Genomic DNA, 21,362 nt, shown 5'->3' with positions numbered 1-21,362 from the left:
TCCAGCAAAAACAGGCATGACGGCGACCCACGGGTCGCCGTTTTTTTATGCGCTGCACACATGGGATTAATGCAGATACATCACTGTAATTTCCAACGGTCGGGGCACATTCTTTGGGCGCACAGGCGTTCCCGTAAAACTATAAGAATCAATGCCCTGAGGCCTCACATGAAGAATCGTCCACTGTTGGGACTGTTTGTATTTTCGATGTCCGCAAGTTCACTGCATGCGCACGCAGATGAAGCCCCCGAAGGATTTATAGAAGGTGGTAGCGCAAAAATCCTCGCGCGCAACATGTACTTCAATCGCAATTCCCTGTCCCACTACCCCGATGCCATTGGCTGGGGCCAGGGCTTTTTGATGGACTATCAGTCCGGGTTCACCCAGGGTGAAATCGGTTTCGGTATCGAGGCCAGTGCCTATACCGCCTACAAGCTCGATGGTGGGCGCGGCACTGTCGGTACGGGCATGTTTCCTGCCGAAGGCGATGGGGAACGATCAGAATCATCGACACTCAATGGCGCGGTGAAGATGAAGTGGTCGAACACGGTCCTGAAGTTTGGCGACCTGCGCCCGTATAACCCCGTGTTCGCCACGCCCGACTTGCGATTGATGCCGATGACCACCCGTGGCTTTCAATTGCTGAGCGAGGATATCGACAAAGTCAGCATCGATATCGGCCACTTCTATTCGTCCCGCGGCTACACCACCACCAATCACGACGAAGGCTTCAAGGCTGGATATGCCGGGGTGGACGCCGGCGATGTGGACTACGCCGGGTTGACCTATACGCCGGTCGATGCCGGCAGTGTCGGCTTTTATGCCTCCCGCGCCGAAGACCTGTGGCGCCAGTACTACCTCAATGGCAACTACAGCCTGGCCCTGGATGAGGAACAGTCACTGAGTTTCGACTTCAACCTCTACCGCACCCTCGATGAAGGCAAGGCCAATGCCGGCGATATAAACAACACCGCCTGGTCGCTTTCCAGCGCTTACGCCATCGGCTCGCAGACGTTCACCCTGTCCTATCAGAAAGTGCACGGCCGTACGCCGTTCGACTACTTGATGTCTTCGGACGGGACCTACATGGACTCCATCTACCTGGCCAACTCTTCGCAATACGGCGACTTCAACGGCCCGGGTGAACAGTCGATCGGCCTGGGTTATGCCTATGACTTCGGCAGCACCGGTTATTTGCACACGACCCTCAGCTTTCGTTACGTCTACGGCTTCGATATCGATGACGAGAAAGTCGATCCGGACGGCCTGTACGCCTACTACGCGCATTCCGACAAGCAGATCGAGCGCGATATCGATCTCAAGACCGTGGTCGAAACCGGCCCCCTGAAAAACCTCTCGGTGCGGGTCCGCTATGCCGATTTTGCCTTTACCGGCGACAGCGTGAAGCAACTTCGGGTCATCACCGAATACCCGTTCGATCTCTTTTGATGAGCCTGTCTTAGCACAATAAAAACAAGGAATTGCCCATGAAGAACTTCAAGATCAAGTGTATTGCCCTGGCTGTCACACTCTCCTCGATGGCGATGTCCGCCTACGCAGACACTGTGTACGTCCATGCCGGCAAACTGGTGGATGTGGAAAAAGGCAAGGTGCTCAACGATCAGCGCATCAAGATCGAGGACGAACGCATCGTCACCGTCGAACCCTGGAGCGCGCCGCCGGCCAACAGCACGGTGATCGACTGGTCGACCAAGACCGTGTTGCCGGGGTTGATCGACATGCACACGCACATCTCCGACTGGGACATGACCAACAACGTCGCCGAACCGCTGCTGCACTCCCCGCAAGACGTCGCGCTGATGGGGGCCAAACATGCCTACCAGACCCTGCGCGCAGGTTTCACCACCGTACACGACCTGGGCACCTACCGCGCCTTCACCGACGTCGCGCTGCGCGATGCGATCAACGCCAACCGTGTGCTGGGCCCACGGATGAACGTGGTCGGCGCCTACATCACCGTGCCGGGCGGCGGTGGCGAAGTGACCGGTTTTGCGCCGGGGGTGGAGATCCCGGCGGACATGCGGGTCGGCGTCTATCGTGATGCCAACGAGGCAAAACAGAAGACCCGTTACCTGTTCCAGCACGGCGTGGACACCATCAAGATGATGGGCACCGGTTCGGTGCTGGCCGAAGGCACCGAGCCAGGCCAGATGGAAATGACCGAAGAAGACATGCGCGCCGTGGTGCAGGAAGCCAAGGTGCACAAAAGCTACGCCACGGTCCACGCCCATGGCGCGGAAGGGATCAAGGCGGCGATCCGTGCCGGGGTGAAATCCGTCGAGCATGCGTCCCTGCTCGATGACGAGGGCATCAAGATGGCCAAGGACAACGGCACCTACCTGGTGATGGACATCTATAACGGCGACTACATCGATGAGGTCGGCCACATGGAAGCCTGGCCGGAAAGCTACCTGCGCAAAAACGCCGAAACCACCGACGTGCAGCGCCAGGCGTTCCGCAAGGCGGTCAAGGCCGGGGTGAAAATCGCCTATGGCACCGATGCCGGGGTGTATCCGATCGGCACCAACGCCAAGCAGTTCGCCTACATGGTGAAATACGGCATGACGCCGATGCAGGCCATCCAGTCGGCCACCGTGGTCGCCGCCGACCTGCTCAACTGGCAGCAGGATGTCGGCGCGGTCAGCACCGGTCGCTTTGCCGACATGATCGCTGTGGATGGCGATCCGATTGCCGATATCACTGTTCTCGAAAAACTGCCTGTGGTCATGAAAGGCGGTGCGATCGTGCCGCCTGACGTTTTGCCCGGCCTGTAAAAGGAAGTAAAACCGGCGGTCCGGGCGAGGCAGGAATTGAAAAACTCGCCCGGCAGTCATGACGCTTAGCTGGTAAGATGCGCGGCGTTATTACTTTTGAGGATTGTTTCATGGCCACTAACCGCTCCCAGCGTCTGCGCAAAAAGCTCTGTGTAGACGAGTTCCAGGAATTGGGTTTCGAATTGAACCTGGACTTCAAGGAAGACCTGGCTGACGAGGCGATCGACGCATTCCTCGACGCGTTCCTCAAAGAAGCCATGGAAGCCAACGGTCTGGGCTATGTCGGCGGCGACGACTTCGGTCTGGTTTGCCTGCAGAAGCGCGGCTCGGTTTCCGAAGAGCAGCGTGCCGCCGTTGAAGCCTGGCTCAAGGGCCGCAGCGAACTGACCGAAGCAACCGTCAGCCCGCTGATCGACGTCTGGTACCCGGAAAAGCCGATCAATCCGGTAGCTTGATGTTCAAAAGGGCCATCCATCGTGATGGCCCTTTTTGTTTGTGCCCCACTCTGTCTAATCCCCTCGCCACAGCCATCGCACCTTGGGGCATAATGCGGACACTTTTATGTTCGCTGAGGGCTTTCATTTTCATGCCCTCGTCTTTTCCCCCTCGGCTGTAGGGTTTTATGTCCATGATCAAATCGTTGCGTCCACTGCTGCTGGCCGGCCTCCTTCTCCCACTGGCCCTCCCCGTTTGCGCTGAACCGATCAACACCGCGTTATCACCCAACGTCGAAAAAGCCCTCAAGGCCAGCAAGCTGCAGGACAACGCCCTGTCGCTGGTCATGATCCCGCTGACCGGCCCCGGTACCCCGACCATTTTCAACGCCGACGTTTCGGTCAACCCGGCTTCGACCATGAAACTGGTCACCACCTACGCGGCCCTGGAAATGCTCGGCCCGAATCATCAGTGGAAAACCGAGTTCTACACCGATGGCACCCTCAGCGGCGGGATCCTCAACGGCAACCTCTACCTCAAGGGCGGCGGCGATCCGAAGCTGAACATGGAAAAACTCTGGCTGTTGATGCGCGACCTGCGCGCCAACGGCGTGACCCAGGTCACCGGCGACCTGGTGCTGGACAAGAATTTCTTCGTGCAACCGCAACTGCCCGAGTTCAACGACGACGGCAACGACGAGAACAAACCGTTCCTGGTCAAGCCCGATGCCCTGCTGGTCAACCTCAAGGCCCTGCGCTTCGTGGCCCGCAACGACGGCGGTCGCGTGCTGATCTCCGTGGAGCCACCGATCGCCAGCATCCGCATCGAGAACCAGGTCAAGGCCGTCAACTCCAAGCAATGCACCGGTGGCGTGCGCTACAACCCGGTGCCGCAGGCCGATGGCAGCGTGACGGTGACCGTCGGCGGTCAGTTGGGCGATGGCTGCAGTTCGCAGACTTACCTGTCGCTGCTCGACCACGCGACCTACACCGCCGGTGCCGTGCGCGCGATCTGGAAGGAACTGGGTGGCAGCATCCAGGGCAAGGACGTGCTGGCGCCAACGCCCAAAGATGCCAAGGTACTGGCCCGGGCGTTCTCGCCGGACCTGGCGGAAATCATCCGCGACATCAACAAATACAGTAACAACACCATGGCCCAGCAACTGTTCCTGAGCCTGGGGCAGAGATTCCGCACCGACGCCGACGCCGATGACGCCAAGGCTGCCCAGCGTGTGGTCCGTCAGTGGCTGGCCAAGAAAGGCATCACTGCGCCGCACCTGGTGATGGAAAACGGCTCCGGCCTGTCCCGTGCCGAACGGGTCAGCGCCCGGGAAATGGCCTCGATGCTGCAAGCCGCGTGGCACAGCCCCTACGCCGCCGAATACATCAGCTCGATGCCGATTGCCGGCACCGACGGCACCATGCGCAAGCGCCTGAAGACCACCGCGATGCGCGGCGAAGCCCACGTCAAGACCGGTACCCTGAACACCGTGCGCGCCATCGCCGGTTTCAGCCGCGACGTCAACGGCAATACCTGGGCCGTGGTGGCGATCCTCAACGACAAGGCCCCGTTCGGCGCCTCGTCGGTGCTCGATCAGGTGCTGCTGGACCTGTACCGCCAGCCGAAACTGCCGCAGACCGCTTCGGTCCTGTAAAACACCGCGGCCCCCTGTGGGAGCACGCTTGCTCGCGAAAGCGCACTGTCAGACAACAAGGATGTCGGCTGACACACCGCTTTCGCGACCAGGCCCGTTCCCACGGGGATTGCGTACGGCAAGAATCAATTCATCTCCTCCTGCACCCGATCCCTGCCTTCCTGTTTCGCCACATACACCCCCGAATCCGCCCGCAGCAGCAACGCATCTGCGCCCTCGCCGACCCGCCAACTGGCTATACCGAAACTCGCGGTGACCACCCCGACTTCGTCGATCGGCGCACTGCGCAGGCTTTGCCACAACTCCAGTGCCAGGGCATGGGCCTGTTTACCGTCGATGTCCGGGCACAACACCATGAACTCCTCGCCCCCCAGGCGGCAGAACACGTCAGTGCGCCGCAGCCGATGGCCGATACGCTCGCACACCGCCTGCAACACCCGGTCGCCGACGGCGTGGCCATACTGGTCATTGATGCGCTTGAAGTGGTCGATGTCGAGCATGATCACCGACAGCTCACCGCCGCCGCGCTCCACCCTCGCCATCTCGATGGTCAGCCGTTCCTGAAAATAACGCCGGTTGTGGATGCCGGTCAGGGAATCGGTGATCGACAGCGCGCGCAGTTCTTCTTCCACGCGCTTCATGTCGGTCACGTCCGAGATATAGCCATGCCACAGCACCCCGCCGCCAGGCAGCTCCTCCGGCGTCGCCTCGCCGCGAACCCAGCGCAGGCCGCGCTGGGGCAGTTGCACGCGGTACTCCTCGCGCCAGGGGCTGACGGTATCGGCAGAAGCGCGGATGGATGCGCGAACCCGGGTGGTGTCCTGAGGATGAATCCGGGTGAAGATCGCTTCGGCATTGAGCAACAGCACGTCCGGCTCGAGCTCGTAGATTTCGCGAATGCCATCGCTGGCGTAGATCACACTGAAGCGCCCGTCGAACTCCATCTTGAACTGGTAAATCCCGCCAGGCACATGGGCGCTGAGCTTCTTCAGCAATACGTCCCGCGCCGCCAGCGCTTCATGCACGCGCTTGCGTTCGGTGATGTCGATGCACACCGCCAGGTGCCCGACCCACAACCCCTGTTCGTCGAGCACCGGCGTGGCCAGCATGTTGACGATCAGGTGGCTGCCGTCGCCGCGCACCAGGGTCCACTCCCGCGCCTCGTTGCGGCCGTCGGCGCTGGCCTCGACCAGCATCGCCTGGCATGTCGGCACCGGCTTGCCGAACAGCGTACTCAACTCGGTGGAACGGGCGGCGAGCTCCCGGGGCAGGTGCAGGTTTTCCAGAGTCATGTGGCCCACCACTTCGGCGGCGGTGTAGCCGAGCATTTGCTCGGCGCCGGCGTTGAAGGTGCTGATCACCCCGCGCAGATCGGTGGCGATGATCGCCACCTGGGTCGCGGCATTGAGCACACCGCGCAATTGACCGTGGGTACCGCGCAACTCCTGTTCCCGGGCACGCAACTCCTCGGTCCGCTGCTCGACCATTTTCAGTGCACGCTGGCGCTGGCTGACAAGGACATAAAGCAATGCGCTGAGCAACACACTGAGCAATCCGCCGAGGACCATCATGGCGGTGACTGAAGAATGGTTGGCCTGAAGAAACGCCTCGCTGGGCTGGATATCGACTTGATAGTCGTGATCGGCCAGGCGCAACAGCCGGCTCCAGGACAAATCACTGGGGGCCGGTGTGTTGGGCGACTCGAAGAGCACTTCGTGCTGTTCGTCTGTGGATAAATCGAGGATGCGCACCGACAGGTAATCGCGCCCCGCCTCCGGCAAATCGTCGGCCAGCAGCTGACGCATGCTGATCACCGCCATGACATAACCGAACGGCTTGCTGCCTGCGGCGCGGGGATCGTCGCGCAAGGTGACGGGAGCGACCAGCAGCACACCCCGGGCATATTCCGGCTCGATGTTGACCAGATGCATCGGCTGCGAGACCGCCATGCGTCCGTGTTCGTCCGCGCGCTCCAGCGTGGCGCGGCGCAAAGGTTGCGCCAGCAAATCGTAGCCTAGCGCCGGGCCGAGTTTGCTCTGGGTCTGGCTGTAGATCACCACCACGTACTCATCGCGTTCGGCGGCCAGCTGCAGTTGGCCCTCGGCATTGAGCTCGCGCACGGTGAAATCACTGAGGCCCTCATCCCGCACTCGCTGCTCGAACGCCGCGCGTTCGTCGCGACGGATCCGTTGGGCAAACGAATACGCCTGGGTGCGGTACAACAGAGGTTGGGTGTAACCGTTGAATTCTTCCCGAGACACCGAATCGGAATTGGCAAAGAAGCGCCGCAGGCCATCGAGGCGCTGTTCCTGATCTTCAAAGCGTTCTTCGATGCGGCTGTAGCGTTCACTGGCCAGCAGTTGGAAACGTTGCCGCAATTGATGGTGAAACAGGTTCAGCGTCGACCAGGCCAGCAAACCGGTGAGCACCCCGCCGAGGAGCAATACCAGTAGCGCGACCAGCCAGGCCGAGACATCTTCGCTGATAAAACCCAGGATTTTTGGGCGCACGGCGTGCAACGACATAAACGCAACTCAAAACGCCAGGTGCGGGAAAGCCCTTTGGCCCTGAATTGAGTTATAGCTATTAGCCACTAATTTGACCAGCACTGAACGCTCCCTGTAGGAGCGAGCTTGCTCGCGATGGACTCCAGAACAACGCGTGCATCCAGAGAGCAAGCGTTATCGTTGGCGACCATCGCGAGCATGCTCGCTCCTACAGGGGGATTACCCGTCAGCGGGCGGTGATTTTCCAGGCGCGGTGGATCTTGGGATTACGGGCAAAATCCTGATCGATGGTCTGGGCGCTGATCTCTTCGACCGCATAGCGCTCGCTGAGGTTGGGCTCCAGTTCGAACTTGCGGAAGTTGTTGGAGAAGTACAACACCCCGCCCGCCGCCAGTCGCGCCATGGCCAGGTCGATCAATTGCACCTGGTCACGCTGTACATCGAAGATGCCTTCCATGCGCTTGGAGTTGGAGAAGGTCGGCGGGTCGATGAAGATCAGGTCGTACTCGTCGCGGCTGGCTTCCAGCCAGGCCATCACATCGCCTTGCTCCAGGCGGTTCTTGTCGGAGAACCCGTTCAGCGACAGGTTGCGCCGCGCCCAGTCCAGGTAAGTTTTCGACAGGTCGACGCTGGTGGTGCTGCGCGCACCACCCTTGGCCGCGTGCACGCTGGCGGTCGCGGTGTAGCAGAACAGATTGAGGAAGCGCTTGCCGGCGGCCTCTTTCTGAATGCGCATGCGCATCGGCCGGTGGTCGAGGAACAGGCCGGTGTCGAGGTAATCGGTGAGGTTGACCAGCAGCTTCACGCCGCCTTCGTTCACTTCAACGAACTTGCCCTGGGCCGCCTGACGCTCGTATTGCTTCGTGCCGCTCTGACGCTCGCGACGCTTGACCACCACGCGGCTCTTGTCGATGTTCAGCGCCTGGGGAATGGCGGCCAGGGCATCGAACATGCGCGCCGAGGCTTTTTCCGGGTCGATGGATTTCGGTGCGGCGTATTCCTGGACGTGGACCCAATCCTGATACAGGTCGATGGCCATGGAGTATTCCGGCATGTCGGCATCGTAGACGCGGTAGCAATCGATGCCTTCGCGCTTGACCCACTTGCCCAGGGCCTTGAGGTTCTTTTGCAGGCGGTTGGCAAACATCTGCCCGCCTTCGCTCAGGCGCGGTTGCTCGATCACAGGCGCAGGGGCCGGTGCCGGTTTGATCGGGTTGCCGTTCTTGTTGTACTGACGCTCTTGCGGCTCGCTCGGCGCTTGATCGTAGGCCGCCTGTTCACGTTCGGCCTGACGCTGCTCCGGGGTGCGACGCTCGCCAGTGACGAATTGATCCGGCAGGACCTTGATCAGCAGCAGCTTGCACGGCAAGGCGCCGTTCCAGAATGAATACTGCTTGTGGCTGCGGATGCCCATGCGCTTGCCCAGGTCCGGGGCGCCGGTGAACACCGCGGCTTCCCAGTTCAGGCAGGCCTGACGCAGGCGTTCGCCGAGGTTCTGGTAGAGATAAAGCAGGCTGGCTTCGTCCCCCAGACGCTCGCCGTAGGGCGGGTTGCAGATCACCAGGCCCTTCTGGTTCTGGTCCGGACGCGGCTCGAAGGTCGCGACTTCGCCCTGGTAGATCTTGATCCACTCGCTCAGGCCGGCACGCTCGACGTTGTTGCGGCCCGGCTGGATCAGGCGCGGATCGGCTTCGTAACCGCGAATCCACAGCGGTGGCTTGGCCAGGCCGGCCGCCGCACGCTCGGTGGCTTCTTCATGCAACTTTTTCCAAAGCGCCGGGACGTGGCCGAGCCAGGCGGTGAAGCCCCACTGTTCGCGACGCAGGTTCGGCGCGATATCGGCGGCGATCATCGCCGCTTCCACCAGGAAGGTACCGACACCGCACATCGGGTCCGCCAAGGCGCCGCCTTCGGCCGCGATGCGTGGCCAGCCGGAACGGATCAGGATCGCCGCCGCGAGGTTTTCCTTCAGCGGCGCCGCGCCCTGCTGCAAGCGATAGCCGCGCTGGTGCAGGCTGTGGCCGGACAGATCGAGGGAGAGGATGGCTTCGCCACGGTCCAGGCGCAGGTGAATGCGCAGGTCCGGGTTGAGTTTGTCGATGGACGGACGGTCGCCCTGCGGGGTGCGCAGTTTGTCGACGATGGCGTCCTTGACCTTCAGCGCGCCGAAGTGGGTGTTGTCGATACCCGAGCCATGACCGCTGAATTCGACGGCCAGGGTGCCGTCGTTGAGCATGTGGTCTTGCCAGTCGATGTCGAGCACGCCGTGATAGAGGTCTTCGGCATCTTTCATCGGGAAACGCTTGAGCACCAGCAGCACCCGGTTGGCCAGACGCGACCACAGGCACAGGCGATAAGCGGTTTCCATGGTGGCCATGCCGCGCACGGCAGAGGTGTGCTCCCGTGCTTCCTCAAGGCCAAGCCCGACGGCTTCCTCGATGAGCAGGCCTTCAAGGCCTTTAGGGCAAGTGAGGAAGAGTTCGAAACGATCGGACATGAGGATACGTAGCCTTTAGCTGAGTGGACCGGCAACGCATTGCCGGCCCGGTTTTCAATCAGGCGCTTTTCTCGAAGAGCGCCCGCGTGGCACGAAGGTGTGCCGTTCCACCCCTGCTGCCCGGGTTAAATGAGCTTAGATGCAAGGACAGGTAAAAAAGTTGATGCAACAAAATGTCATAAGTCGACCCTTCGTCGAATAATGCCGCGGTGCAACGCGAGGCATTCTCAGCAAAGGATTGACCGCTTCATCCTGCGGGGGGCCGATCATACAGGGGTTTGCCCCATAAATACGCGACAGACATCGTGTTACTTATGGCCATAGCATCTTTATGGTTACGTCCTTATGACAAAACGATCATTCCCTCGATGTGACGCTTTGGTTAGAAATCAAAACAGGTTGGCGCCGCAATGACGCCAACACCTTGGCTCGCCACGCCGGCAGCGGGCCCCAACGGCAGGATTTTTCTGCCAGACCTCGATTGAGGTCAACGCGATGAAAACAGTCAACAAGTGAGGGCAACACCCTATGAGAAGACTTAAGCGTGATCCGTTGGAAAGAGCATTTTTGCGCGGATATCAATATGGCGTTGGTGGCAAATCCCGCGAGCTTTGCCCATTTACTCTACCGTCGGTACGTCAAGCCTGGATCAACGGCTGGCGAGAAGGACGCGGCGACAACTGGGACGGTATGACCGGCACTGCGGGCATCCATAGACTCAACGAACTTCACGCTGTCGGCTGACACAGGGCGAACATTCCGACACTACAATCTGATTGTGTACTGAATTAACCACGCACGTCCCATCCGGGCGGCGGGCTCCGGCCCAGGGGCTCCTTTTGAGGAGCCCTTTTTTATGCCCGGAGAATCTGCTCACCCCACAATCTAGCCGCAGCCGCAGCCGCAGCCGCGTTAGCGCAACGCCGCGATCGCGTCCACCGACTCACGAATCAACGCAGGGCCTTTATAGATGAAGCCCGAGTAGATCTGCACCAGGCTCGCACCCGCGGTGATTTTCTCCGCCGCGTGCTTGCCTTCGGTAATCCCGCCTGCCGCGATGATCGGCAACCGGCCACCCAGCTCCGCCGCCAGCACCTTGACGGTGTGAGTGCTCTTTTCACGAACCGGCGCACCGGACAGACCGCCCGCCTCGTCACCGTGCTCCATGCCTTCGACGCCCACGCGGCTCAGGGTGGTGTTGGTGGCGATGACCGCGTCCATGCCGGTTTCGATCAACGCCTGCGCCACTTGCGCGGTTTCTTCGTCGGTCATGTCCGGGGCGATCTTGATGGCCAGCGGCACGTGCTTGCCATGGCGCAGCGCCAGTTCGGCGCGACGCGTGGCCAGGTCGGCCAGCAGTTGCTTGAGCGAATCACCGAATTGCAGGCTGCGCAGGCCCGGGGTGTTCGGCGAGCTGACGTTGACCGTCACATAGCTGGCATGGGCGTAGACCTTGTCCAGGCAGATCAGGTAATCGTCCACCGCGCGCTCGACCGGGGTGTCGAAGTTCTTGCCGATGTTGATGCCCAGCACACCCTTGTACTTGGCGGCCGCGACCCGGGCCAGCAAGTGATCGACACCGAGGTTGTTGAAACCCATGCGGTTGATGATCCCTTCGGCTTCCGGCAAACGGAACAGCCGAGGCTTGGGATTGCCCGGCTGCGGGCGCGGGGTGATGGTGCCGATTTCGACGAAGCCGAACCCCAACTGGGCAAAACCATCGATGGCCGCGCCGTTCTTGTCCAGACCGGCCGCCAGCCCCACCGGGTTCGGGAAGTCCAGGCCCATGACCGTCACCGGCATCTTGGCCGGCGCCTTGCACAGCAAACCGTTAAGCCCCAGACGCCCGCCTGCGCCGATCAAGTCCAGGGACAGATCGTGGGACGTTTCCGGGGAAAGTTTGAACAACAGCTGACGGGCCAGGGTGTACATGGGCGGGATTGACTCAGGGCGGCGAAAAGTGGCGGCGATTATAGCCGGGCTTGGTCCACACAGGCGACCTCTTTGCCTTTGCTCAAGGCAGCGGGGTCTCACGTGGCTCAAAGCTATTGTCGGTGCGTTTGCCACTGCCAAAGACCAGCGGCAGGTAGATCGCCATCGCCATCAGCGCCAGGCAGCCGTTGAGAATGTGCGCCTGATAACCCTCTTCAACCTCGGAATCGTTCAACAACGATGCGACCGCGTGCAGCACCAATGCGATCGCATGCCCCGCCGAGAGCCGCATCGCTCCGATGTTGAATGCGGCATCCGCCAACTGTGAACCCGTCGGCCGTTGCACCCCTGCACGCACCTTCAACACAACGTGCTCCAAGGATTCGGGGTCGGAGAAAACCGAGTCCAGCCCGCGTGACGGCGCCAGCATCCGACAGCTTTTGCACAAAATGGAGATGATGTCATCCACCACCATGCCAAAGCCATTCAACAGGCCCTGGATCGCATCCGCGCCCAGGCTGTGACCGAGTTCTGCAGCCGCACGCGCGGCGCCGCTCAACGGGGTCAGGTCCGCCACGTGCTTCAGCACATATTGCGCCACACCATAGGCCCCCGTCGTCACTGCGGCGGTCGATACATTGCCGCCTCCCGAGTTGTCCAGCAGGGGAAAGCAGGCGTTGGCCAAGCCTCGGGCCAGGGTGTATATCGCCCCGCCGACCACTGCCGGCAATACATTGCGCGTCGTGTCGGTGAGATGCGCTGCGATCAGCGCCCCCAGGGTGATGCTGGCCATGCAGGCACGCCCCACGTTGGAGGCCAGGCTCCCCGTTCCATTACATTTATTGCGTGCAGCCCCCACCAAGGTCAACGCCGGGCCGATCAGGGTCATCGCGACCACCGCCCAGGCACGGGCAGCTTCAGGCGTATCGCCTTCAGCCAAGGCTCGCTCGATGTGGTAAGTGGCCGCCTGGCGCAGCATCTCCGCCAGCATTACGATCACACCCGTGCGCCCGGCAACATTGAGCAGATTGAGTGCCGGTCCCTTGGCCGGCTCGAGCCACTCCATGCCTGCCTGGAGGAAGGTCTTTACCCGGCTTTCACGGGTTTGCTCGCTATCGACCGCGTTAAGCTCACGCACCCGCGCATACAGTTCCTCATGGCCAGGCTCACCGGACAGGTGACCGTCCTCGATGAATGCACGGGCTCGATGCGCCTCGTGCAAGTCCGTTTCACCTAATTGCCTGAAGCTCTCACCGATCAAGGTGTGCGCGATATTGCCTATCCGACGCATACCCGCTTGCACTTGCCTGGGGGTGCCAAGACTGGCCACCTGAAAATCCGACGACGGAACAAGTCCCGAAGGATCAACCGTCGCCCGTGTCGCGGTTGATAGGCCATCGGGCAACGCAACCACCCAAGCTTGCGATCCTGCAATAGGTTGAACCATCGTCATGTCCCTCTTGTTTGCTAAGAATGTTGTGTTGCCGTTCGCCGCTCACCACTCACTCTTCTCCCACGCATCATCGCCCATGGGCTGGAACACCTCGCCCATGAAGCGCGTGACGAACAGGTCCACGCTGAACGCCAGGGTATTGGCAGCGCTGACTTCCTTGTAGATCAGGCTTTTTTCCAGCTTCTCGTCTTTCAAGCGAACCAACACCTGCATCGCCACTGCCATCAATGCCTTGGCCGATGGGTAGGCAGGAGATTGTCCATCCGCTCCCCGCTGCGCGCGCAGAAACGCGTAGATGGCCTTCTCGCCCTGCCCTTCCATGGCCAGCAGTTGTTGATACAGGTGCTCGAACGCTGGATCGGGCCGCCGGGTCTCGGGCGGCGTCTGGCTGGCGGCCAGCAGGCGCGACTCCAGTGTTTGCACGGCCGATCCTGTGCCTTCAAACGCAACTGAACCCATCGCCGATTCAATTTTCATCACGGCCCTCGACGAAGCTCGCACACCAGTCGGTCAGTGCCTGTAGCGAAACCTGATCCAGTGTGCGAATCGACTCCGGCAGGTTGGCGACGCTCGCCAGCAGCCGCGACTCCAGTCGTTGTCGAGTCGCTTGCAAGTCGAACTCGAGCAGTTGGTCGCCGAGCCGTAATACGTAGCGTTCCTGGGGTTGGAAGTCGAAAAGCAGTTCGCCGGGCCATGACCTGTGCAGGCGCTCACGCAGTTCATGACTTCGCGAGCGGCAATGCAACGGCAACAACAGGTGCAGCACCGCGCCGGCATCGCGGTGTTGCCCGGTCAGCCAGCGCTCGAGCATGTCCTCCAGCCATTCGGGACGGCTCAGGGCCTGGGCGAGCAGATCGCCGGCAGCCTGGACAAGGTCCTTGCGCAGTTGCAGCCCCAGCGCCTGGGATTTCAGCAAGCCGTCGGCCAGTTGCTCGGCCGCGCGCAAGATGCCTTCGGCATAGCCCTCCCCAAAGGCCTGGGCATGAATCGCCGCCGCGTCGCGTTGCGCCTGTTCGACGCAATCGCTGGCCCAACGCTGGGCCTGTCGCTGCAAGGCACGGCGCTGGCGTGCGGCGGCGAGGTCGGCGCGGGACAGATGCACATCGCCCGAGTCCGGGAGGTCAGTCAGGGTTCGGATAGAGTCGAGCATGCTGCACCGCCAAATGAAAAAGGGCTGGATCGGGCTCCGCAACCGGCCATTGCTCGTGCAAGCGAACCACCGACGGGCAGAACTGCAAGGTCAGGCGCTTGAGCAACATCGCCGGAACTTGCCCGTGCCAGCTGCATAACGCGTTGAGGCCGGCGGCCTGGACCTGTTCCATGGACACCTGCGGACTGTCGATCGGCAGACGGCTACGGGTGCCGAGGCTGTAACTGGCGAACCGCCGCAACGACATCGGCAAACCCCGTAGCGCCCCGCCTCGCGCCAGTTCCGGCATCACCCGATACGCGCCCATCAGCTCGGCGATATGGGGCAACCGTCGCCAATGGCCAACCCATTGGTTGGCCATTGGGCTCAACTGCACCGACGGCCAGGGGCCTTGCAGCTGCAGGCCTTCAAGCACTATCCGGTTGAGCAAACGCCGGGCCTCAGGGCCGTCGAACCCCGCCGGCACAGACAGGCGCTGCGGATGCAGATAGCTCAGCGGTTCGGCGAGAATCGCCTGCAAACCTTCAACGCGCGCCATCGTCCCGCCCTGCCCGTGACCGCCAATAAGCCCAGCCACCGCCACCGGCCACCAACACCAACACCAGAGTCGCCAGGGACAGCAGCCATGTCCCTGGCGCAGGTTGGCGGGTAACGGCCACCGACGGCGCGACATGCTGGGTCGGCGAGCGCCGCGACAGCACCACCGAGATGTTGTCGTACTCGACACCGGCAAAGCTGTTCTTGAGAAACCGCTTGATGTCGGTGATCAGCAATTGCGGTTCGATGTCACGCTCATGGATCGCCACCGCCGACAGATGAATCGGTGCCGCCTTGCGCCCGCCTTCGCCGGCGTCCAGGTCGTAACTGACATGCACCCGCGCCGAGACCACGCCTTCAAGCACGCTCAGCGACTGCTCCATGCGTTGCTCCAGCGCCGAATACAACCGGGCCTTTTCCGCCCGCGGCGAGGCCACCAGCGAATCGGTGGGAAACATCTCGGCCACCTGCAGGCGCGGTCGTGAAGGCAACGAATACAGATTGAGCAAATCCACCGCGGCGGAAAAATCCACCGGATCGATCTTCACCGTGTAACCGGTTTTACCGGCGTCGACCTTCACCGCTGCGATGTTGTTGCGCTGCAGCACCGACAGCACTTCATTGGCCTGCTGCTGGTCCAGCCCTTCCAGCAGATTGGGCTGGCGACACCCCGCCAGCGCCAGGCACGCCAGCAACAGCAACACCCTTGGCCTCATGACGCACGCAACAGGGTTTCTGCCGTGCCCACCGCCTTGCGCACCAGCACGTTGAGCAGGTTGATATCGACGTTGTATTGCCCGGTCAGCTCCTGCAATTGGCTCAGCACTTCGGGGTTGGTGATGTCCGGGCGCTGCATCAGTTGATTGATCGCGACAACGTCGCGCTCGCTGTCGACGGCAGCACCGGCGAACGCCTCGATCAGGCGCGATTCCAGGGAGACAACCGGACCTTGCTGCGCAACGCGCATGTCGGCGAAGGCTGTCTGACGGATATCAGAAATGATTGGAACAGGCATGCAATGCACTCATGAAAATGACCCCCTCAGCGAGCGGCCTGGATGATCGCCATGTCGATGTCCTTGAAGCCCTTGATCGTATTGGTCTGGGCATTGCGGAACACGGTGTAGGAGGAAAACGCCGTTTGGTAAGCGGCCAGCAGCCCGGGGTCCGAGGCGTCGAGCTTGAGTTTGTCCAGCGCATCGTCCAGCGCGTCCTTGAGCTTTTCGGCGCCCTTTTCGAACGCCTCGGCCTGACGCCCGAGAAAGTCATCGTGAAAGTCGATGGGGATACCAATTTCAGCCATGAGTCACCTTTTATCGTTGAGTTGGAAAATGCCAGGACGACGCCGTCAGCTTGATGTAGCCCTGGGGGCCGGTCTGAAATGACTTGTCCTTGAGCGCGTCGTCCTTGAGTTCGACGGTGAAATGCACATAGCGATCGCCCCACTGTCGGTAGAAGGCGTCGACGTAATGGCGCGCGGCGGCGAGCTCGGCGTCCTGCAAGTTGCCGGTCACCGCGAAGGTGACACTGTCGCCGTGCCCGGCCCGCTCGAAGTCCAGGGACAGACGCTTCAAGCCTTCCTCGGCGAGGTCGGCGAGCAGATGGTCGTCCTGCAATTGCACCGAGATATCCCGCGCATAGGGCGCGGCCGTCAGCAGCGCATCGATCAGCCTGTTCTGTTGCGCGGGGGTGAGCAGATTGCGTTGTGTGCTGAGCAACAGGCGCGGCTGCGACGGGTCCTTGAGGTCCAGAGCGTGCCAGGCCAGTTGCGGGTCATGCTCGACCAGCCATTGCTCCAGGCGGCGCCGCTCCTGATCCATCAGCACTACTTTGGCCGAGGGTGTGTTATTGCGTACCAGCACCTGGCGACTCCAGCCGGCATCGCGTTCCGAAGACGCAAACACATACACCGTCTGATCACGGCCACTGAGGACCTCGACCTCGGCACTGGTGCCGGCGATCAGTGCGCGGATATCGGTCTCCGGGGTAGGCCCCGATCCGGACCAGAGCCCGATCGCCGCCACCAGCGCCACGAGGGCCAGACTGCCGGCCATCCAACGGATCAACGGCCCGCGCCGCCGCTCGGGTGTATCGGCATCGGTCGAAGGCGCGCGTTGCTGCAGCAGGAGCTCGGGCGCCCAGGTGTGTTCCGCCGGGCGCAAGGCGATCTGCAGGCCAGCGAGTTGAATTCGGGTGTGAAAGGTACAGTGGCGTATTTCGGCCGGCTCGCTGAGCAGCCGTATGGGCAGACTGTCCGCTGTGATGTGATCGCCCAGCACTTCGAAATTGCAGCCACCTTCGACCATGGGCACGAAGATGGCATCGGCCGGCACGCTGGTCGCCTGCGCGCCCTGCCCCAACAGCTCCACGGCGCCTACCACGAACAGCGTCGTGGTGTGACCGATGGGGAACTCACAGCCTTGCAGCGGGCCATTGAGTATCCGCAGGACGCAGGGCTGGGGGACGGGGGCTGTAGGGACTGTCACCGTTCATGCTCCGGAACGTTGAAATGAACGGGCATGGTAGGAAGGCCGGCGGCAAGCTTCCTGATCGAATTCTGCCGAGGGTGGGGTGTGGGGGATCAGAATCGAGTGGTTTACTGCGGCTGCACCCGCTCCCCTGTAGGAGCGAGCTCGCTCGCGATGGACGTCAACGCTAACGCGGGCTGTCTGAACGCCCGCGGTGTCCTGAAATCCATCGCGAGCGAGCTCGCTCCTACAGGGGGTTGTGGGTCAGCACTTGATAGCGCTGCCAGACTTTGCGCGCATAGCGCAGGCGCGCGGCTTGTCGGTCGGGCGAGTTGCCGGCGTTATAAGCCCCCACCGCCGTCCAGGTGTAGCCATAACGCGCAACAAAATCGGCCAGCACCGACGCACCGACTTCCACCGACAGGCACGGCTCATCCAACAGCCTCTGCTCGGTTATGCCCTGGGCACTCAATCGCGGCAGATGGCTGCTGTTGATCTGCATCAGGCCGATATCCCGTGAGCCATCCTTGTTGTGGTTGACGGCCGATGCCAACTGGCCTGACTCGACATCGGCTATCGCCTGCAGCAACGCGGGCTCGATTGCGTATTGCTGCCCCGCCCTGCTCCAGCAAAAGGCCTGCGCCGGATTCGCGCTCAATCCCCCCAACAGGATCAGCCAGCACAACCTCATGCCCACCGTCGTTCTGTCAGCCGCACAGGTTGCGCCGCGTGATGATCGCCCAGCGTCAACGAACCGCGAACATCCGGAGCACGCTGCAACGAACTCCAGAGCTCGGCCGCCGCTGGCTCTGCCATCAGACCATCGACATCCCCCGAGCGCGCCAGGCCCAGCCAGTTGGCATATTGCTTGCGGGCGTTCAACGGGTTGACCCCGAACAGCACATTCCAGGCGGCCAGGCCCTGTTCACCCATGGCGCTGTCCATCAACCCGGTCCGTTGCAGTTCGTGCCAGGCTTGCGTGGGATGACCGAAATACGCCAACACCACGGCGTTGAGAATCAGCAGCAAGGCATTGCCCGAGGCGTCTTGCTGCAGGGTCCGGCGTGCCATCAGCAAGGTCGGCTCGATGCCCTGGGCCAGCGCGATACGCACGCGCAGCACCTGCGCCCGCACGCTGTCCGGATCATGCTGCAGACATTTGTCGATACTCTGCGCCGCCTGTTCGTTGCGCCGCCAGAACCAGTGATGCCAGGCATGAAAGTAGTGGGCATCGGCCTGATCGGCCGTCAACAGACACCGCTGGAACAGCACCTGGGCCGCCTGCTCGCAACCGCGAAAACTGGTGAGCAGGGCCAGGCGCGTGAGTGCCGCAAGATTACCCGGATCAAGGGTCAAGGCCTGGGAAATCGCGGTGTGCGCCTCCTCCATGGCGCGCCCTTGATAACACAGGCCGATCATCGCCTGCCCCAGCCAGGCATCCGCCACACCGCACCAGGGCGGCGCATAGCCGGCATCGAATTTCAGGCTCTGGCGAAACTGCACATGGGCATCGCGCAGACTTTGCGGCGTGTGCTGCGCCAGGCTGCACAAACCGTTGAGATAGGCCACCGCAGCCGGATAGGATGCGCAAGCGTCACCAGCCGGTCGCAGGTGGGTCACCCGGTGCGCCACCAGACGGGTCAATGCGCCAAGCGCTTCGCCAAGATCGCGGGCGTCCAGGGTCTGCCCGTGCAACAGCCCGTGATCACGCCCACGGATCAACTCGATCGACCACTGATGCTGATCACCCTGGCGCACGCAACGCCCGCTCAGGCAATAGTCCGCCGACAGGCTCTCGACCAACGCATCGACAGGTCGCGTGTGATCGATCAACCCCGAGGGAATCACCCGCAACGTTTCGCCGAACGCCACGCCCAATTGGCGAATGATCACATCCTGCAAATCCAGCGCCGTCGCTTCGTCCAGTTGACGAAAAGGCAGGACCGCCAGCGAAGGCGCGGTGGTATTTGCCCCGCTCGACGCATCGAGTTCGGCCACCGGACCGGTGAATCGATAACCCTGGCCATAGACCGTGGCAATGAAATCCTTGTCGTCCCTGAGCAACTTGCGCAGGGCATAAATGCAGCGGGTCAAGGACTCCTCGGCGGCATCGATTTGGTGCCAGACATGGTCCAGCAAATGATCCTTGCTGACGACGCTGCCGGCCGAACCCAGCAAAAGACGCAACACGTTCAACTCTTTGGGGGGGACGTGAACTCCTTGTCCGTCTCGCATCAGCGTTCCATCGCCTTGCAATAGCCACTGGCCAAACACGAATGACCTGGCCGGCCTTTGATCAGTTGCACTGTCCATACTCTGAAACTTCTCTATAGAAAGGTACTGAAGCGCAATCGAACCTGCACAGGGGCAGGCTCAAGATGACAAGCGGCGTGACTATAGGAAGTTGGGTGGGGGGATTCCGTAGGAGTGTCAGACTAATAAGCGTAGGAAATTGCGACACGATTTGTAGGTGCATGCGTCAGCATCAAGCTTCAAGCTTCAGTTCAACCAACCGCACACTCCAGTGAAGTGCAAATGTCCATCACGATCTTCCACTGTTCCACGGCATCCTCAGGCAGTTCAACGCCGAATGCTTGATTCAATGCCATCACCACCTCAACCAACCCGATGGAGTCGATGTAAAAATCCTCCACCAGCCGGCAATCCAATTCGATGGTTCGACGACTGACCTTCAAGTAATCCGACAACACCTGGATAACCTTGCGCTCTGTTTCAAGCTTCACCGTCAGCGCATCCGACATTCATTCCACCCCATAAAAAACGACGTGCGCCTGCTCGAGAACAAGCGGCACGCCTGACCGTCAACAGTGAGTGACAACCTCAAAAATTCAACATCGCCTTCAACATGTCCGCGTACTGGCTCAGGTGCGAAGACAACGTTTTGTTGAAGTTGTCGTGATACGCATTGGCATTCGAATACTTCTGCGTGAGGGACTGCAGCCGGTTTTTCAGTTGTTCTTCCTGGGCGTTGAAGCCCGCTTGCCACGCCTGAAACCGGGCGGTGTCCCATGTGACGGTGCCGCCTTGGGGCAATTCATGTTGCATGATCAAGAGCGGGCCGATGTCGATGACGACGCAGTAGGTGCCGTCGAAATTCTGTTTCAGGCAACTGCCGGGCAAGCCCAGGGCCTTGAGCCATTTTTCGGCTTCTTCGCGGCTGGCGCCGCCTTCGCCGGGTTTGGGAAACAGCACGGCGGCCGGGTTGGGCAAGGAGTACTTCTGTATCAACTTGTCCAGCGCCGCCCTCAGTTCGCCGACATTGAGCTTGACCTCCTTGCCATCGTTCACCCCTTCTATCCAGTCTTTGAGCTGCGCGGTGATTTCTGCGTTGAACTCGGCGAAGAAGTCCGAATAGGCGGCAATGATGTGTTCATAGCCGGCCAGGTAGCCGTTCTTGATCAGGTCGATGAGTTCGATCAGCTTGTCGAAGAAATCATCTGAAGAATTGACGGTCTGCTCGAACGCTTCGGCGATTTCCGCCGGTGGCGGGTGCATCGCTTGCAGGTCCCGCAGAATATGCGCCTGCCTGGCATCGAGGTAGCGACAGGACTCTACGGGCAAGGCTTGCTGGCAGTGAGTCAATTCGGCACCGCACTGGCGCAGCTGCTGTGCCCACATCTGCTGGCGTATGCGTTTGGTTTGCACCTGCTCGACAAACTCGACCACCAGGTTTTGCGCCGTGCCTCCCGCCAGCAGCTTTTCGACGGTTTGTTCAGCCGGGGGCTGGCACTTGAGCAGGTTGCCGAACTGGCGATCCAGCCGTTTTAACGAGCGATCCAGCGCCTGCGCAACACAAAACGTGGCCTGAACCGCTGCGGGCATTTCAGGTGGCAAGGGTGCATCGCCAACGGGAGTGAAGTCGACGGGGGTTCTGCCCGCTGGCGGAGTGAAATCCGGAATTCTCATGCGTTTGC

20 protein-coding genes are annotated in these 21,362 nt (G+C 61.3%); 5 read left to right on the top strand and 15 right to left on the bottom strand.

Going from position 1 to position 21,362, the window contains the following annotated elements; all coding sequences use genetic code 11:
* Positions 1-60 precede the first annotated feature (60 nt).
* From B0W55_RS08295 to dacB, 4 genes are all read left to right on the top strand, one after another.
* The gene (locus tag B0W55_RS08295; protein WP_083743167.1) at positions 61-1,449 is read left to right on the top strand and encodes an OprD family outer membrane porin; all 1,389 of its coding nucleotides are present in this window, start codon (positions 61-63) and stop codon (positions 1,447-1,449) included.
* 38 nt (positions 1,450-1,487) lie between these two features.
* Positions 1,488-2,795, top strand: a complete 1,308-nt coding sequence (locus tag B0W55_RS08290) for an amidohydrolase family protein (protein WP_077045521.1) — start codon at positions 1,488-1,490, stop codon at positions 2,793-2,795.
* 110 nt (positions 2,796-2,905) lie between these two features.
* Positions 2,906-3,250, top strand: coding sequence for a YggL family protein (locus B0W55_RS08285; RefSeq protein ID WP_007896965.1), 345 nt, complete (start codon positions 2,906-2,908; stop codon positions 3,248-3,250).
* Between the two features lie 173 nt (positions 3,251-3,423).
* Positions 3,424-4,884 carry a D-alanyl-D-alanine carboxypeptidase/D-alanyl-D-alanine-endopeptidase gene (gene dacB, locus B0W55_RS08275; RefSeq protein ID WP_077045519.1) on the top strand — a complete coding sequence of 487 codons (1,461 nt, stop codon included), beginning with the start codon at positions 3,424-3,426 and terminating at the stop codon, positions 4,882-4,884.
* Positions 4,885-5,009: 125 nt separating this feature from the next.
* On the opposite strand, the gene B0W55_RS08270 is transcribed toward dacB, so the two are convergent.
* Together B0W55_RS08270 and rlmKL are read right to left on the bottom strand one after the other, a co-directional pair.
* Positions 5,010-7,409, bottom strand: coding sequence for a diguanylate cyclase (locus B0W55_RS08270; RefSeq protein WP_077045518.1), 2,400 nt, complete (start codon positions 7,407-7,409; stop codon positions 5,010-5,012).
* A 208-nt stretch (positions 7,410-7,617) separates the two neighbouring features.
* A complete protein-coding gene (gene rlmKL, locus B0W55_RS08265; protein WP_077045517.1) occupies positions 7,618-9,888 on the bottom strand; it encodes a bifunctional 23S rRNA (guanine(2069)-N(7))-methyltransferase RlmK/23S rRNA (guanine(2445)-N(2))-methyltransferase RlmL in 2,271 nt (756 codons plus the stop codon).
* 528 nt (positions 9,889-10,416) lie between these two features.
* Between rlmKL and rmf the strand changes: the two genes are divergently transcribed.
* Complete coding sequence (rmf, locus tag B0W55_RS08255; RefSeq protein WP_003223300.1) at positions 10,417-10,632, top strand: ribosome modulation factor; 216 nt, start codon at positions 10,417-10,419, stop codon at positions 10,630-10,632.
* Between the two features lie 168 nt (positions 10,633-10,800).
* Here rmf and B0W55_RS08250 read toward each other — a convergent pair whose 3' ends face one another.
* From B0W55_RS08250 to B0W55_RS08190, 13 genes are all read right to left on the bottom strand, one after another.
* Positions 10,801-11,820 (bottom strand): quinone-dependent dihydroorotate dehydrogenase, encoded by a 1,020-nt coding sequence (locus tag B0W55_RS08250; RefSeq protein ID WP_077045516.1) that lies wholly within the window; start codon positions 11,818-11,820, stop codon positions 10,801-10,803.
* Between the two features lie 82 nt (positions 11,821-11,902).
* Positions 11,903-13,273 carry a hypothetical protein gene (locus B0W55_RS08245; protein WP_256576241.1) on the bottom strand — a complete coding sequence of 457 codons (1,371 nt, stop codon included), beginning with the start codon at positions 13,271-13,273 and terminating at the stop codon, positions 11,903-11,905.
* Positions 13,274-13,315: 42 nt separating this feature from the next.
* Entirely contained in the window at positions 13,316-13,696 is a 381-nt protein-coding gene (locus B0W55_RS08240) for a hypothetical protein (protein WP_256576240.1), read from the bottom strand.
* A gap of 43 nt (positions 13,697-13,739) precedes the next feature.
* Positions 13,740-14,423: an oxygen-regulated invasion protein OrgB gene (locus B0W55_RS08235; protein ID WP_077045513.1), complete on the bottom strand. Its 684-nt coding sequence runs from the start codon at positions 14,421-14,423 to the stop codon at positions 13,740-13,742.
* Complete coding sequence (locus B0W55_RS08230; protein WP_077045535.1) at positions 14,395-14,961, bottom strand: secretion system protein; 567 nt, start codon at positions 14,959-14,961, stop codon at positions 14,395-14,397. The genes B0W55_RS08235 and B0W55_RS08230 overlap by 29 nt, the downstream gene beginning before the upstream one ends.
* The gene (locus B0W55_RS08225; protein ID WP_077045512.1) at positions 14,948-15,676 is read right to left on the bottom strand and encodes an EscJ/YscJ/HrcJ family type III secretion inner membrane ring protein; all 729 of its coding nucleotides are present in this window, start codon (positions 15,674-15,676) and stop codon (positions 14,948-14,950) included. Before B0W55_RS08225 ends, B0W55_RS08230 begins: the two co-directional genes overlap by 14 nt.
* Positions 15,673-15,975 (bottom strand): type III secretion system inner rod subunit SctI, encoded by a 303-nt coding sequence (gene sctI / locus B0W55_RS08220; protein ID WP_077045511.1) that lies wholly within the window; start codon positions 15,973-15,975, stop codon positions 15,673-15,675. Before sctI ends, B0W55_RS08225 begins: the two co-directional genes overlap by 4 nt.
* A gap of 26 nt (positions 15,976-16,001) precedes the next feature.
* On the bottom strand, positions 16,002-16,262 hold the full coding sequence (sctF, locus tag B0W55_RS08215) for a type III secretion system needle filament subunit SctF (RefSeq protein ID WP_077045510.1): 261 nt from the start codon (positions 16,260-16,262) through the stop codon (positions 16,002-16,004).
* 10 nt (positions 16,263-16,272) lie between these two features.
* Positions 16,273-17,445 carry a PrgH/EprH family type III secretion apparatus protein gene (locus B0W55_RS08210; protein WP_077045509.1) on the bottom strand — a complete coding sequence of 391 codons (1,173 nt, stop codon included), beginning with the start codon at positions 17,443-17,445 and terminating at the stop codon, positions 16,273-16,275.
* Positions 17,446-17,674: 229 nt separating this feature from the next.
* The gene (locus B0W55_RS08205; RefSeq protein ID WP_077045508.1) at positions 17,675-18,118 is read right to left on the bottom strand and encodes a transglycosylase SLT domain-containing protein; all 444 of its coding nucleotides are present in this window, start codon (positions 18,116-18,118) and stop codon (positions 17,675-17,677) included.
* Positions 18,115-19,740, bottom strand: a complete 1,626-nt coding sequence (locus B0W55_RS08200) for a winged helix-turn-helix domain-containing protein (protein WP_077045507.1) — start codon at positions 19,738-19,740, stop codon at positions 18,115-18,117. The genes B0W55_RS08205 and B0W55_RS08200 overlap by 4 nt, the downstream gene beginning before the upstream one ends.
* Positions 19,741-19,931: 191 nt before the next feature.
* On the bottom strand, positions 19,932-20,189 hold the full coding sequence (locus B0W55_RS08195) for an acyl carrier protein (protein WP_077045506.1): 258 nt from the start codon (positions 20,187-20,189) through the stop codon (positions 19,932-19,934).
* 79 nt (positions 20,190-20,268) lie between these two features.
* Positions 20,269-21,354, bottom strand: a complete 1,086-nt coding sequence (locus B0W55_RS08190; protein ID WP_077045505.1) for an IpaD/SipD/SspD family type III secretion system needle tip protein — start codon at positions 21,352-21,354, stop codon at positions 20,269-20,271.
* Between the last annotated feature and the right edge of the window lie 8 nt (positions 21,355-21,362).

The organism is Pseudomonas sp. KK4 (assembly GCF_001984065.1).
Lineage (GTDB): Bacteria > Pseudomonadota > Gammaproteobacteria > Pseudomonadales > Pseudomonadaceae > Aquipseudomonas.
This window is presented reverse-complemented; position numbering and strand designations above follow the sequence as displayed.

Excerpts from the sequence above, each read along its gene's own strand:
- B0W55_RS08285 (WP_007896965.1), top strand. The coding sequence starts at position 2,906 with ATGGCCACTAACCGCTCCCAGCGTCTGCGCAAAAAGCTCTGTGTAGAC.
- B0W55_RS08290 (WP_077045521.1), top strand. The coding sequence starts at position 1,488 with ATGAAGAACTTCAAGATCAAGTGTATTGCCCTGGCTGTCACACTCTCC.
- B0W55_RS08230 (WP_077045535.1), bottom strand. The coding sequence starts at position 14,961 with ATGGCGCGCGTTGAAGGTTTGCAGGCGATTCTCGCCGAACCGCTGAGC.
- rlmKL (WP_077045517.1), bottom strand. The coding sequence starts at position 9,888 with ATGTCCGATCGTTTCGAACTCTTCCTCACTTGCCCTAAAGGCCTTGAA.
- B0W55_RS08195 (WP_077045506.1), bottom strand. The coding sequence starts at position 20,189 with ATGTCGGATGCGCTGACGGTGAAGCTTGAAACAGAGCGCAAGGTTATC.
- B0W55_RS08295 (WP_083743167.1), top strand. The coding sequence starts at position 61 with ATGGGATTAATGCAGATACATCACTGTAATTTCCAACGGTCGGGGCAC.
- rmf (WP_003223300.1), top strand. The coding sequence starts at position 10,417 with ATGAGAAGACTTAAGCGTGATCCGTTGGAAAGAGCATTTTTGCGCGGA.
- sctF (WP_077045510.1), bottom strand. The coding sequence starts at position 16,262 with ATGGCTGAAATTGGTATCCCCATCGACTTTCACGATGACTTTCTCGGG.
- B0W55_RS08190 (WP_077045505.1), bottom strand. The coding sequence starts at position 21,354 with ATGAGAATTCCGGATTTCACTCCGCCAGCGGGCAGAACCCCCGTCGAC.
- B0W55_RS08200 (WP_077045507.1), bottom strand. The coding sequence starts at position 19,740 with ATGGACAGTGCAACTGATCAAAGGCCGGCCAGGTCATTCGTGTTTGGC.
- B0W55_RS08225 (WP_077045512.1), bottom strand. The coding sequence starts at position 15,676 with ATGAGGCCAAGGGTGTTGCTGTTGCTGGCGTGCCTGGCGCTGGCGGGG.
- sctI (WP_077045511.1), bottom strand. The coding sequence starts at position 15,975 with ATGCCTGTTCCAATCATTTCTGATATCCGTCAGACAGCCTTCGCCGAC.
- B0W55_RS08270 (WP_077045518.1), bottom strand. The coding sequence starts at position 7,409 with ATGTCGTTGCACGCCGTGCGCCCAAAAATCCTGGGTTTTATCAGCGAA.
- B0W55_RS08205 (WP_077045508.1), bottom strand. The coding sequence starts at position 18,118 with ATGAGGTTGTGCTGGCTGATCCTGTTGGGGGGATTGAGCGCGAATCCG.
- B0W55_RS08250 (WP_077045516.1), bottom strand. The coding sequence starts at position 11,820 with ATGTACACCCTGGCCCGTCAGCTGTTGTTCAAACTTTCCCCGGAAACG.
- dacB (WP_077045519.1), top strand. The coding sequence starts at position 3,424 with ATGATCAAATCGTTGCGTCCACTGCTGCTGGCCGGCCTCCTTCTCCCA.
- B0W55_RS08235 (WP_077045513.1), bottom strand. The coding sequence starts at position 14,423 with ATGCTCGACTCTATCCGAACCCTGACTGACCTCCCGGACTCGGGCGAT.
- B0W55_RS08245 (WP_256576241.1), bottom strand. The coding sequence starts at position 13,273 with ATGACGATGGTTCAACCTATTGCAGGATCGCAAGCTTGGGTGGTTGCG.